The 12,385-nt window shown below is 39.8% G+C and carries 13 protein-coding genes; 10 read left to right on the forward strand and 3 right to left on the reverse strand.

All coding sequences use genetic code 11. The features are described 5' to 3' along the window. The first annotated feature begins 26 nt into the window (after positions 1-26). The 6 genes from thiD to ACPLOV_RS00210 all read left to right on the forward strand — a co-directional run bounded on the left by thiD (position 27) and on the right by ACPLOV_RS00210 (position 4,934). Positions 27-821, forward strand: coding sequence for a bifunctional hydroxymethylpyrimidine kinase/phosphomethylpyrimidine kinase (gene thiD, locus ACPLOV_RS00185; RefSeq protein ID WP_424910252.1), 795 nt, complete (start codon positions 27-29; stop codon positions 819-821). Between the two features lie 30 nt (positions 822-851). Further along, positions 852-1,472, forward strand: coding sequence for a thiamine phosphate synthase (gene thiE, locus ACPLOV_RS00190; protein WP_424910342.1), 621 nt, complete (start codon positions 852-854; stop codon positions 1,470-1,472). Between the two features lie 26 nt (positions 1,473-1,498). Continuing rightward, positions 1,499-2,797 carry a phosphomethylpyrimidine synthase ThiC gene (gene thiC, locus ACPLOV_RS00195; RefSeq protein WP_424910253.1) on the forward strand — a complete coding sequence of 433 codons (1,299 nt, stop codon included), beginning with the start codon at positions 1,499-1,501 and terminating at the stop codon, positions 2,795-2,797. Between the two features lie 174 nt (positions 2,798-2,971). Further along, positions 2,972-3,307 carry a hypothetical protein gene (locus ACPLOV_RS00200; protein ID WP_424909114.1) on the forward strand — a complete coding sequence of 112 codons (336 nt, stop codon included), beginning with the start codon at positions 2,972-2,974 and terminating at the stop codon, positions 3,305-3,307. A 103-nt stretch (positions 3,308-3,410) separates the two neighbouring features. Next, positions 3,411-4,034 (forward strand): superoxide dismutase, encoded by a 624-nt coding sequence (locus tag ACPLOV_RS00205; protein ID WP_424909115.1) that lies wholly within the window; start codon positions 3,411-3,413, stop codon positions 4,032-4,034. A 78-nt stretch (positions 4,035-4,112) separates the two neighbouring features. Next, entirely contained in the window at positions 4,113-4,934 is an 822-nt protein-coding gene (locus ACPLOV_RS00210) for a Ku protein (RefSeq protein ID WP_424909116.1), read from the forward strand. On the opposite strand, the gene ACPLOV_RS00215 is transcribed toward ACPLOV_RS00210, so the two are convergent. After that, positions 4,929-5,855: a DNA ligase gene (locus ACPLOV_RS00215; protein ID WP_424909117.1), complete on the reverse strand. Its 927-nt coding sequence runs from the start codon at positions 5,853-5,855 to the stop codon at positions 4,929-4,931. The genes ACPLOV_RS00210 and ACPLOV_RS00215 overlap by 6 nt on opposite strands. Positions 5,856-5,924: 69 nt before the next feature. Here ACPLOV_RS00215 and ligD point away from each other — a divergent pair, with 69 nt between their 5' ends. The 4 genes from ligD (at position 5,925) to argH (ending at position 10,419) form a co-directional block, all read left to right on the forward strand. Beyond that, complete coding sequence (gene ligD / locus ACPLOV_RS00220) at positions 5,925-6,830, forward strand: non-homologous end-joining DNA ligase (RefSeq protein WP_424909118.1); 906 nt, start codon at positions 5,925-5,927, stop codon at positions 6,828-6,830. A 112-nt stretch (positions 6,831-6,942) separates the two neighbouring features. Then, entirely contained in the window at positions 6,943-7,905 is a 963-nt protein-coding gene (gene argF, locus ACPLOV_RS00225; protein WP_424910254.1) for an ornithine carbamoyltransferase, read from the forward strand. Positions 7,906-7,930: 25 nt separating this feature from the next. Beyond that, positions 7,931-9,124: an argininosuccinate synthase gene (locus ACPLOV_RS00230; RefSeq protein WP_424909120.1), complete on the forward strand. Its 1,194-nt coding sequence runs from the start codon at positions 7,931-7,933 to the stop codon at positions 9,122-9,124. 17 nt (positions 9,125-9,141) lie between these two features. Beyond that, positions 9,142-10,419 (forward strand): argininosuccinate lyase, encoded by a 1,278-nt coding sequence (argH, locus tag ACPLOV_RS00235; protein WP_424910255.1) that lies wholly within the window; start codon positions 9,142-9,144, stop codon positions 10,417-10,419. 7 nt (positions 10,420-10,426) lie between these two features. Here the strand turns inward: argH and ACPLOV_RS00240 are convergent, their stop codons facing one another. Both ACPLOV_RS00240 and ACPLOV_RS00245 read right to left on the reverse strand, forming a co-directional pair. Beyond that, positions 10,427-10,660 carry a hypothetical protein gene (locus ACPLOV_RS00240; protein WP_424910077.1) on the reverse strand — a complete coding sequence of 78 codons (234 nt, stop codon included), beginning with the start codon at positions 10,658-10,660 and terminating at the stop codon, positions 10,427-10,429. Positions 10,661-10,795: 135 nt separating this feature from the next. Continuing rightward, a complete protein-coding gene (locus ACPLOV_RS00245) occupies positions 10,796-12,208 on the reverse strand; it encodes a glycosyltransferase (protein WP_424910256.1) in 1,413 nt (470 codons plus the stop codon). Positions 12,209-12,385: the final 177 nt, after the last annotated feature.

Raw genomic sequence — 12,385 nt, forward strand, 5'->3', positions numbered from 1 at the left:
AATAAAATTTTAAGGGGTGAAAAATTATGAAACTTGCTTTAACCATTGCTGGCTCCGATTCCGGCGGAGGGGCGGGAATTCAGGCGGATTTAAAAACCTTTTTCAGCCACGGAGTCTATGGGATGTCAGTAATTACGTCGGTTACCGCTCAAAATACCCTCGGGGTGCTGGGGGTGCAAAATATTTCAGAAGATATGGTCTATCTTCAGATGAAAGCGGTTTTTGAAGACTTATTCCCCGATGCGGTGAAAATTGGCATGGTTTCGACGAAGGAAATTATCGAAGCAATTTCTGAAGGCCTTGAAGAATACAAACCGGAGAAAATAATCCTGGACCCCGTGATGATTTCAAAATCCGGTCACAGGCTTTTAGAAAAAGATGCCATAAAAACTTTGATTGAAAAATTAGTACCGAAGGCTTTAATCATTACTCCCAACAGGGAAGAAGCAGAGGTAATTGCGGAAAGAAAAATAAAAAATATAGAGGAGATGAAAAAGGCTGCAAAGGATATTGCCAAATTGGGCTGCAGGACAGTTCTTATAAAAGGAGGGCATTTAGAGGGGAATAAGGCTATCGATATTTTATACTTAGGAGAAGAAAATTTCGTATTTTTTGAGGAAGAAAAAATTAATACAAAAAACACCCACGGCACCGGCTGCACGTTTTCGGCGGCCATTTGTGCCAATTTGGCAAAAGGTATGGATATAAAAAAAGCGGTGGCGTATGCTAAGCTTTATATTACCCGCGCAATAAAAACTTCGGGAAATATCGGAAGGGGATGGGGACCCGTAAACCATTTTTGCATTAGATTCAATAATTAATTTAAAAGAGGTGCTTTTGGCATGAAAAATGTGGATTACTCCCTGTATCTCGTAACCGATAGAACTTATCTAAAAGGCAGAAGTCTTTTTGATGCGGTGGAGGAAGCAATAAATGCAGGGGTTACCGTTGTACAGCTTAGAGAAAAAAATATCTCCGATAGGGAGTTTTATGAGATGGGACTAAAGTTAAGGGAAGTTACGAAGAAATACGGAGTGCCTTTGATAATAAACGATAGAGTGGATATAGCAATTGCTGTTGATGCTGATGGTGTGCATTTAGGGCAGGAGGAGTTACCTGCAAAAGTTGTGAGAGAAGTAATTGGTTATAAAAAAATAATAGGTGTTTCTGCTTCAAGCCTAAAAGAGGCTGAAGAGGCCTATAAATACGGTGCAGATTATATAGGCGTGGGTGCAATTTTTCCTACACCGTCAAAAAAAGACGCAAAATACGTTGGCTTGCAAACCTTGAAGGAAATTACAGAAAAAATACCTATTCCCATTTTAGCAATAGGTGGAATTTCTAAGGAAAATATTCAAGAAGTTCTAAAATACAACATAAAAGGTGTGTGCTGTATTTCAGCTATTTTAAAGGGAGATGTTTCTGAAAATGTAAGGTTCTTAAAGAATATAATAAAAAGAAACATGGGTTAATTATTTTAAAAATTGGAGGGGAAAAGATGACTCAGTTAGAAGCGGCCAAAAAGGGTATTATAACCGAAGCAATGAAGGAAGTAGCGGAAAAAGAAGGAATAAGTCCAGAAAAAGTAAGAGAGGGAGTAGCTACAGGTAAGATAGTAATTCCTTTTAATCCGAATCACAGGGGATTAAAACCGTGCGGAATAGGGAAGGGCCTTTCAACCAAGGTTAATGCAAATATAGGCACATCCGAAAAATACCCTTTTTTAGAATCGGAATTATCAAAAGCAATTGTCGCGGTAGAAGCCGGGGCAGATACGATAATGGATCTTTCTACCGGGGGGGATATCGGGGCAATAAGAAAGGTTATTCTTACAGAAGTCGATGTCCCTGTTGGGACGGTGCCGATTTATGAAGTGGGAGTTATGGCGCAAAATAAATACGGGAGTATCATAGACTTTACCGAAGAGGAACTTTTTGAAGTAATAGAAAAGCAGGCAGAAGAAGGTGTGGATTTTATGACCGTCCACTGCGGCCTTACCTTGGAGGCGGTGGAAAGGCTTCGCAGGGAGGGCAGGATAACGGACATAGTAAGCAGGGGCGGTTCCTTCATAACCGCCTGGATGCTTAAAAACGAAAAACAAAATCCCCTGTATGAACACTTTGACAGGCTACTTGAAATAGCGAAAAAATACGATGTTACTTTGAGTTTGGGAGACGGCTTAAGGCCGGGATGCCTTGCCGATGCTACCGATAGGGCGCAAATTCAGGAGCTTTTAATACTTGGGGAGCTGGTACAGGAAGCGGTAAAACAGGGAGTGCAGGTGATGGTGGAAGGACCCGGACATGTGCCCCTTGACCAGATCGAGGCCAATATTCGGCTTCAAAAAAGGCTCTGCCATGAAGCACCCTTTTACGTCTTGGGGCCTCTTGTGACCGATATTGCTGCGGGTTACGACCACATCGCTGCTGCAATAGGAGGGGCTTTAGCTGCTTGGGCGGGGGCTGATTTTCTCTGCTATGTAACTCCAGCAGAGCACTTAGGACTGCCTGATGAGGAAGATGTAAGGATTGGGGTTATTGCATCTAAAATTGCGGCTCATGCGGCGGATATAGTAAAAGGCATTCCGGGTGCATGGGAAAGGGATTTAAAAATGGCAAAAGCTCGAAAAAACCTTGATTGGGAAGAACAAATTAAGCTTTCAATAGACCCAAAAAAGGCAAGAAAATACAGGCAAGAGAGAAATTCATCGGATGTAAAGACCTGTACTATGTGCGGCAAGTTTTGTGCCATGGATATAATTGCAAAGTACCTTAATAAGGATAAGAGCAATTGTTAAGAAAAAGGCTTTCGGGATTTAGTCCGAAAGCCTTTTATAAAGGTTATTTTTTTAAAAAGAATTTTATTTCAGCACAAAAAATCAAGTTTTTCAAACTTATGAACTATTTTTTAAAGGAAATCATATTCTAATAGTAAAATAAATTGAAATAAAGGATTTAAGGAGTGATAATAGATGTCGATGCCGGTAATACCCGAGAGAGATTTTGAAGAAAGTGTAATAGATATATTGGAGTCAATAGCCTTAGAAGAAGCTGCTCTTGCCCATATACTAAATGCTGAAGGTGAAAAAATACAGAAGGTAACGGAAAAAGTATCAAATCCTGGGGACCTAATAAAATTACAAAAAAGCGTTAAGGAAATTTTACAAATGATCATAAAAAAAGAAATGCTGCTGCAGTTCAAATTTGAAAAAGTCGTTGATTTGCTGGAAATGATGGAAGAAGATTGCCCAAAACCTGGCCCCGGGCACGGACACAAACACGGTCATATCCGGGATAATGATAATTAAAATTTAACGGTGAATAGATGAATCTGTGAAATGCCAAAGGCTTTTTCACAAAAAAGCCTTTGGCATAATATTTTATTACTGAACAATTCAAAGGAGGGTCAATATGAAAGTTAGTGGAAATAATATAAATCCAATTCCGTTAAATCCCAGGTTATTGATAATGCCGGGGTTCTCGGAACGTCAGATACTGGAACACTATGAGGTTTTGTATTTAGGCTATGTAAACAAGATAAATGAAATAAGAGACCTGCTTTTAACCGCAGACAGGGCAAAAGCCAATTCCACCTACAGTGAATTCCGCGGGCTGAAGAAAGCCGAGACCTATGCCATCGATGGTGTAATCCTTCACGAGCTGTACTTTGAAAACCTGGGTGGGTCGGGAGAGATCCGTCAAGGGGAACTATTAAGGCTTATCGAGAGGGATTTTGGTTCTTTTAATACCTGGAGAGAGGATTTCATAACTACAGGAATTTCGGCAAGAGGCTGGGCAATCCTGGTATACGACCTCCGGGATGGAAGGCTTCATAATTATTTACTGGATGCCCATGACTATGGTGTAGTTCAAAACGCCATCGCTTTGCTGGTAATGGATGTATATGAGCATGCCTATTTTATAGATTACGGTACGAGAAAAGCTGACTATATAAAGGCATTTATTCAAAATGTGGATTGGAACATTGTAAATGACAGGTTAAAAAGAATCAGCTTTATACTGTACAATTTATAAAGCTTAATAATAAATTATTTGTTTTTAAGGATAATAAATTTTTAAATGAGAAATATTAAAATGAGGAGGTGATACTTGATGCGGGCTCTCTGGAGGGGTTCCATCAGTTTTGGGCTTGTAAACGTCCCTGTAAAAATGTATGCGGCTACCGAAAGAAAGAATCTGAGCTTCAGGCAAATACACAGGGAATGCGGCACTCCCATACGCTATGAAAAAGTATGCCCTTTTTGCAATCGAAAGGTAAAGGACGAGGAAATAGCCCGGGGTTACGAATACGAAAAGGGAAAATTTGTAGTTATTGAGGATAAGGACTTAGAGGCAATCCCCGATGAAACCGTGCGAACCATTGACATCGTTGATTTTGTTGACCTAAGAGAAATAGATCCGGTTTATTTTGATCATTCCTATTATCTTGGTCCTGAAGGAACCGGTCAGAAGGCTTATCTTTTACTCATTGAGGCTTTAAAAAAGACGGGGAAAATTGCAATAGCAAAGGTGATGATAAGGTCGAAATACAGCCTTGCGTGCCTGAGGCCTTTCGGTGAAAACTACTTAGTAATGGAAACCATGTTTTATCCCGATGAGGTAAGGGATGTCGGCGAGATAGAGCTTTCGCCCAATATAAAGCTGCATGAAAACGAAATAAAAATGGCGGTGCAGCTTATAAATTCTTTATCCACTCAGTTTATTCCTGAAAAGTACACCGATGAGTACAGAAAGGCTCTTCTTGAAATAATAAAGGCAAAAGTGGAAGGCCAGGAGGTAAAAATACCTGCTGCTAAGGAAGAAAAGGTGGTAGATCTGATGGAAGCCCTCAGAGCGAGCCTGGCATTGGTGGAAAAGGAAAAGGAAGGCAAGGAACGCACTTCTGGCCGCAGGAAAAAGAGGGCTACCTCATGAAACTAAATTTATCCGGCGAATTACCGGTTGCCTGAGATAGCCCTCTTCGGTGTAATCAAAGAATTCTACCTCCACACTTATAATGGGTGAAACCCAGACCGGCTTTTCTCCTTTTTGGACATCAGGGGGAAATGAAAAGGGGCAGATTTTTTCGACAGTGTTTGACAAAGCTTCAAATAAAAGCTTTTTTTCGATCTCGTCAAGGCCGCTCCCGGCTCTGCCAATAAACACAAGGTCGTTTTCTAACATTTGTCCCAAGAAAAGGGAACGGACTTTTTTACCTTCCGAAAGGAATCCGCCTATAAGGGCGGTTATCTGACGGCGGTTTTTTATTTTAAGCCATTTTTCGCTCTTTTTTCCAATCTCGTAGATGCTGTCCATCCTTTTTGCTACTATACCTTCCCAGCCTTTTTCCTTTATTACATCAAATAAGGCTTTTCCTTTGCCGGGAAAGGTATCGGTTACCACAACAGGGTCCGAAGAGTTCAGGGAGGATTTTAATATCTGGTCTCGTTGAAAAAAGGGTAAATGTATAAGGCTTTTTTCCTTCCAAAAGAGGATATCAAATACCACATAGGTGACGGGTATTCTTGACGCTAAATATTTTACGGTCCGGGGGTCTGAGGCTTTATCCCTTCTCATTAGCTGGTGAAAATTGGGTTTTCCATCTTTAATTGCTATGATTTCTCCATCTAATATTGCCCGCGTATTTTTCAGGGCTTCAGCAAGTGCATCCACCACTTCCGGGTAGCGTTCCGTACGCTTACTCTTTTTTCGGTTAAAAAGTTCAACCTTACCGTGAGAATGGGCAATTATCCTTGTGCCGTCCCACTTTACCTGAAAACCAAAATTTGTATCATCAAAAGGCTCAGGATAAGGTACCGGTTCCATCGGGATAAAGGGTATCCCCGGTATTATCATAGTTAATCACCATAATTATTGTGCCCATTTTATCATTTTTTACAATTTTAAGATCGGCAGGTGAGACCTTTGTCCATAGTAGTAGTAGAAGGCGAAAAATTAAAACTCAGCAATCTTTCAAAAAAGATGTGGCCTGATGAAAATATAACAAAGGCCGAATTTATAAATTATTACGTGAAAATAGCCCCCTTTTTATTACCCTACTTAAAAGATCGCCCGGTGGTCTTTACGCGCTATCCCGATGGAATAAAAGGCAAGGCTTTTTACCAAAAAAACATACCCGATTACGCACCCGAATGGTTAAAGACTTACGATGAAGTAAGCTTCAATAATGGTAGAAAAAAAATAATACGCTATGCGGTCCTGAATGATTTGAAAAGCCTCCTTTGGGCGGCCAATCAGGCAAGTCTCGAGATTCACCCCTGGCTTTCTCGTATTGAAACAATAGACTATCCGGACTTTGCCGTATTTGATTTAGATCCCATGGAAAATACAGGGTTTGAGGATGCCCGGCAATTAGCCTTAGCATTAAAAAATATATTTGATATGGAAGGGATTAAAGGTTTTCCAAAGACATCGGGGGCTACCGGAATTCAAATTTTTGTTCCCGTAAAACCGCAGTATACCTATAATGAGGTAAGAAATTTTGTGGAGTTTTTCTGCAGGGTTCTTGAAAAAACTTTTCCGGAAAAATCTACGACAAAGAGAAATGTGAAAAATCGAGAGGGTAAAGTCTATTTAGATTATCTTCAAAACGTAAAAGGTAAAACCCTTATAGCTCCGTATAGTCCAAGACCGCTCCCCGGTGCTCCCGTCTCGGCACCGGTTACATGGGAAGAGCTTGAAAAAGGCGTTTTACCTGATGCATTCAATATAAGAAACATGCCCGAAAGGCTAAAAAAAGTAGGGGACCTTTTTCAAGGGGTCTTAAAGGAGAAGCAAAAAATCGATAAGTGGATAGAAAAAATTTTTTAATTTTAAGATTTATATAGCCGTTAATAAAAAACGGTAATTTTTTTTTGAAAACATATTGCATAATTATTCAATAATATTTATAATTATAAATAATATAAGTGGGGGTGATTGTATGGGTATTAACATTTGCGTGGAAGAAACCATGCACGGGATAAAAAGAAAGGACCTCCTGGAGATCGGTGAGCTCAATAAAAAGGAAATATTAAAGATACTTTCTCTTTCAGAATCTATTAAAAAAAGGGGAAGGGACATTAATTATCAGCCATTAAAGGGTAAAACCTTAGCGATGATTTTTGAAAAAAATTCTACCAGGACAAGGGTTTCCTTTGAAGTGGCCATGTGGCAGCTGGGAGGTTACGGCCTTTACCTGAATAAAAGCGACCTTCAATTGGGGCGGGGAGAAACAATAGAAGACACCGCACGGGTTTTATCAAGATATGTGGATGGAATTATGATAAGAGCCTATTACCATGAAGATGTAAAAAAATTGGCAAGTTTTGCGAGCGTACCGGTAATAAACGGATTGACGGATTATGAACATCCCTGCCAGGCACTGGCAGACTTATTTACTATTTATGAAAAAAAGAGAAGGCTTTCGGGACTGAAATTGGCGTTCATAGGCGATGGCTGTAATAACATGGCAAATTCACTCATATTTGGATGTGCAAAAGTGGGCATGGACATTGCGGTGGCTTCTCCGAAAGGGTATCAGCCGGGGAAAGATGTTTTGAATAAAGCAAAAGAGGATTCACTGATGAACAATTCTAAAATCATCGTAACCGAAGATGTGATAGAAGCTGCTGAAAACGCGGATGTAATTTATACCGATGTATGGACCAGCATGGGGCAGGAAAGGGAGGCGGAGGAAAGGAAGAAGGTTTTTTCCGGATATCAGGTTAACGGGCAAATTTTGAAAAAGGCCAAAAAAGATGTAATAGTTATGCACTGTTTGCCGGCACACAGGGGGGAGGAAATCACTGATGAGGTGCTGGATGGCCCCAATTCTGTTGTGTTTGATCAGGCGGAAAATCGACTTCACGTCCAGAAGGCAATTCTCATTTCGCTGATGATCTAAAAATGTTTTTAAGGAGGAATGTAAAATGAAAAAGGTGGTCCTTGCTTATTCGGGAGGACTCGATACTTCGGTAGCAATAAAGTGGTTGAAAGAAAAATACGATTGTGAAGTGGTGGCTTTATGCGCAGACTTAGGGGAGGGTAAGGACTTAGAGTTTATTAAAAATAAGGCTTTAAAAATTGGAGCTATAAAAAGTTACGTATTTGATGTTAAAGAGGAATTTTTAAAAAACTACGCTTTTGCTGCACTGAAAGCCAATGCCCTTTATGAAGGAGTTTATCCTCTGAGCTCCGCACTTTCACGACCGCTGATTGCGAAGCTCCTGGTAGAGGTCGCAAAGGAAGAAGGGGCTTTTGCAGTAGCCCACGGATGTACGGGCAAGGGAAATGATCAGGTGAGGTTTGATGTATCGGTAGCGGCTTTAGCACCTGAACTTACCGTTATTGCACCCGTAAGGGAATGGAGCATGTCCCGGGAAGAAGAGGTGGAATATGCGGCAAAGCATGGAATCCCAATACCTGTGGAAAAAGAAAATCCCTTCAGCATAGATCAAAATCTGTGGGGAAGGAGCATTGAGTGCGGAGTCTTAGAGGATCCATGGGTGGAACCGCCGGAGGAAGCGTTTGAATGGACCGTTTCAATAAAAGATGCGCCGAACGAGCCATCCTATGTGGAAATAACCTTTTATAAAGGAGAACCGGTAGAATTAAATGGAGAAGAATTTTCCCAGGTAGAAATCGTAGAGAAATTGAATAAGATAGCGGGAGCAAACGGTTTTGGAAGGATTGATCATATAGAAAATAGATTGGTGGGGATAAAATCCAGGGAGGTTTATGAATGTCCGGCATCGCTCCTCTTAATAAAAGCTCATAGAGAATTAGAATGCCTTACCCTTCCCCGGGAGGTGCAGCATTTTAAATACATTATTGAACAAAAATACGCAGAAATAATTTACAACGGCTTATGGTTTTCTCCTTTGAAGGAAGCCTTAGACGCATTTATTGAAGAAACTCAAAAATACGTTAATGGAATTGTACGTATAAAAATATTTAAAGGAACTGCGGAAGTGGTGGGAAGGAAATCAATAAATTCAATGTACGATGTTAAACTGGCCACTTATGCCGAAGGAGATTTGTTCGACCACAATGCAGCAAAAGGTTTTATTAAGCTTTTTGGGCTCCCCACAAAGGTATTTTCCCAGGTAAATAAAGGAAAATAATGATACGGGGTGGTTTGATGAATAAAAAACTGTGGGGTGGAAGGTTTGAAAAGGATACCGATGCGCTTGTAGAAGAATTTACCGCATCTATCTATTTTGATAAAGACCTTTATAAAGAGGACATAATTGGAAGTATGGCTCATGCCCGGATGCTGGCGAAAACCGGTATAATATCGAAGGAAGAAGCGGCTCAAATTATAAAGGGATTACTGGAAATAAAGGCTGAGATCGAAAATGGAATGTTTGAATATACGGCGGAATTGGAAGATATACACATGCATATTGAAAGAAGGCTTTTTGAAAAAATAGGCACGGTGGCCGGAAAGCTTCATACGGCCCGAAGCAGGAACGACCAGGTAGCTCTTGATATGCACCTTTATGTTAAAGAAAAGATAGATGAGGTAGTAAAAGGTATAGATATTCTCATGGGTACTTTATGGGAATTATCCCTAAATCATCAAAATACCGTAGTTCCGGGTTACACCCATTTGCAAAGGGCTCAACCAATTTTTCTTTCGGATTACTTTAAGGCTTATTACCATATGCTGAGAAGGGATAAAGGGAGGTTTTTAAAAGCAAAGGAAAACGCCGATTTAATGCCCCTCGGCGCCTGTGCCTTAGCCGGGACCACTCTTCCCATCGACAGGGTTTTTGTAAAAGAACAGCTGGGTTTTTCTAAAATATATGAAAATACAATAGATGCGGTAAGCGATAGGGATTTTATCCTGGAATTCCTATCTGCTTCTTCCATAATAATGGTGCATCTTTCCAGGTTGGCCGAAGACTTGATATTATGGAGCACATCCGAATTTAATTTTATCGAATTGGACGATGCTTACTCTACGGGGAGCAGCATTATGCCTCAAAAGAAAAACCCCGACGTACTGGAGCTCATCAGGGGGAAAACGGGGCGGGTATTCGGAAATTTAATTTCGGTTTTGACGATGATGAAGGGGCTTCCGCTTTCCTACAACAGGGATATGCAGGAAGACAAAGAACCGCTCTTTGATACGGTAAATACGGTTATAGCCTGCCTTAGCGTACTTCCCGGGCTTTTAAAAACGATGAAGGTAAAAAAGGAAAATATGAAAAAAGCGGTAGAAGATAGCTTTATAGATGCCACTTATTTTGCGGAATACCTGGTTAAAAAAGGGATGCCCTTTCGACATGCCCACGAAGTGGTAGGAAAAATGGTGTCTTACTGCATTAAAAAGAATAAAAAATTGAGGGATTTAAGTTTAATGGAACTTAAAAATTTTTCATCCCTCTTTGAAGAAGATGTGAAGGATTTATAAGTCCTTTTTATCCTTTCTTTTTTGCAATTATATAGTATTCACCGTTATGTCCGCCATGGGGCTGGAGGTCAAAATTACTATTCCTGAGATTTTCTATTACTACATCTGCCTGATGGGCATCAGCAGCTTCCAATTGAATAATTATTTCTTGACCGGGCTCCAATTTTTCCAGGGTTTTGTTTAAGTTTTGTATATCGCAGGAATTTATTTCCTTACCGAAATTAAGATATATTTCTTTCATAAGCATCCTCCTTCAAAAATATTTTTCATTTTTTAGTTTCCCTAACAATATAAAACAATATAAGGGTGAATAAATAAAAAAAACCTTCATAAGTGTGTGCTCTACTTATGAAGGTTTTTATCTTTCGAAAATCCATTAAATATTTTTTACGCTTAGATCTACAGCTTCCTGAGTTCTGGGGGTCTTTACCCATACCCTGGGTTGCTTATTTAAAGCCCTTAGAATAAGTGCGGATGTATAAGGTAGAGGCAATAAAAATCCCGCCAGTGGAAGGAATAAAAGCTGCAATAGGGCTGTGAAAGTATGAAGTTTACTCCTGAACTTCATGAATTTAAGGTATTTTATGTAAAGGTAATAGGTGAATCCAAAGTAAATAAAAACGAAAGATCTCAGGGTCCATTCAAGAGGTGCGGGGAGAAAAACGGGTTTTATAAGACCCTTCATACTCAGAATCAAAACGGCTACCGGGATTAATACTGCCAGCTGATAGAGAGTCCATTCTACTTCTCCTTTAAGCAGGAGATTTTTTATTATAGCCTTTTTCTTTTCCGAATCATAATTATTGACTTTGCGGAATTTTTCGATTACCTGAATGTGCCCCGAAGCCCACCTCAGCCTCTGCCTGAAAAAGGATTTATAATTTTCAGGAGTCTGCTCGGTACTGACGTAAGGGAAATATTCGGGCCAGGCATCCTTTTCCAAATAGGCTCTAACACCTATTTCCAGGTCTTCGGTAAGGGCATTATAATCAAAACCGCCTATCTCTTTTAAAAGCTTTGATTCGATAAAAAGATTTGTCCCTCCTACAAAGGGAAGCTGCCTCATGAGAACCGGCATATACCATTCGTGAGCTAAGGCTTGATAAAGGGAAGCAATTTTTGTAACAGGGCTCAGGAAAAAGAAATTTCTTACCTGAAAAACCGGCCCCTGCCATATTAAATTTTTCCGGTCGGAGGACAACCAGCGATAAGCTATATATAAAAGCACGTCTTTTTCTGGATGACTTTCCGCATCGTAAAATCCGCAAATATCCGAATTTTTATCTATAAACGATAAACCGTAGTTTAATGCTCTGCCTTTCGTGGAAGGAACGGACTTTCCGATACACATACCCTGATAGAAACCGTCAAAGTCGTAAGGCACCATTACGTGTTTTAAAATAGGAACATTTTTTCTCTTTTTAAATTCCTCAATTTTTTGTTCAACTACTTGCTGAGTGGTCACCGCAGCTCCTTTTTCCAGCTCTTTTTCATCGGTTATCACGATTATTTCCAGCAGATTGTGAGGGTAATTTAATTTTGCGAGGTTTTCAATGGTCTGACCGATTACTTCCGCTTCCTCTCTTGCGGGGACCAAAATTGAAAACATGGGGATTTTTTTATTTTTTTCTTTGGCTATTCTTTTCAGGTCTAACAAACTGAGGGGTCTTCTCCTGGACCAGTAGTATTTATTGGAGTAATTCATCCAGAAAAAATACCTTAAAAAGAGGACGAAGAAGAATAAGTACAGAAAAACCGCTATAATATATATTATCTGTGGGAGTTCCATTTTATCCCCCTCTTTGTATAAAATGTTTTTGATTAAGTGCCAAAAATTTCGATAAGCACTATTAAAGATTATATACCTCTATTATTCTAATTTAAAGCACGTATATGGGCGGTTTTGCTTCTATTTTTTTCAAATTGAGTCTAAAAACCATCCCTAGGGATTTTTTTCATAAATAAT

This window comes from Thermovenabulum sp. (assembly GCF_049723235.1).
Taxonomy (GTDB): domain Bacteria; phylum Bacillota; class Thermosediminibacteria; order Thermosediminibacterales; family Thermosediminibacteraceae; genus Thermovenabulum.

Coding starts and splice junctions, on each gene's coding strand:
- thiD (WP_424910252.1), top strand. CDS start 27: ATGAAACTTGCTTTAACCATTGCTGGCTCCGATTCCGGCGGAGGGGCG.
- thiC (WP_424910253.1), top strand. CDS start 1,499: ATGACTCAGTTAGAAGCGGCCAAAAAGGGTATTATAACCGAAGCAATG.
- ACPLOV_RS00200 (WP_424909114.1), top strand. CDS start 2,972: ATGTCGATGCCGGTAATACCCGAGAGAGATTTTGAAGAAAGTGTAATA.
- ACPLOV_RS00205 (WP_424909115.1), top strand. CDS start 3,411: ATGAAAGTTAGTGGAAATAATATAAATCCAATTCCGTTAAATCCCAGG.
- ACPLOV_RS00210 (WP_424909116.1), top strand. CDS start 4,113: ATGCGGGCTCTCTGGAGGGGTTCCATCAGTTTTGGGCTTGTAAACGTC.
- ACPLOV_RS00215 (WP_424909117.1), bottom strand. CDS start 5,855: ATGATAATACCGGGGATACCCTTTATCCCGATGGAACCGGTACCTTAT.
- argF (WP_424910254.1), top strand. CDS start 6,943: ATGGGTATTAACATTTGCGTGGAAGAAACCATGCACGGGATAAAAAGA.
- ACPLOV_RS00230 (WP_424909120.1), top strand. CDS start 7,931: ATGAAAAAGGTGGTCCTTGCTTATTCGGGAGGACTCGATACTTCGGTA.
- argH (WP_424910255.1), top strand. CDS start 9,142: ATGAATAAAAAACTGTGGGGTGGAAGGTTTGAAAAGGATACCGATGCG.
- ACPLOV_RS00240 (WP_424910077.1), bottom strand. CDS start 10,660: ATGAAAGAAATATATCTTAATTTCGGTAAGGAAATAAATTCCTGCGAT.
- ACPLOV_RS00245 (WP_424910256.1), bottom strand. CDS start 12,208: ATGGAACTCCCACAGATAATATATATTATAGCGGTTTTTCTGTACTTA.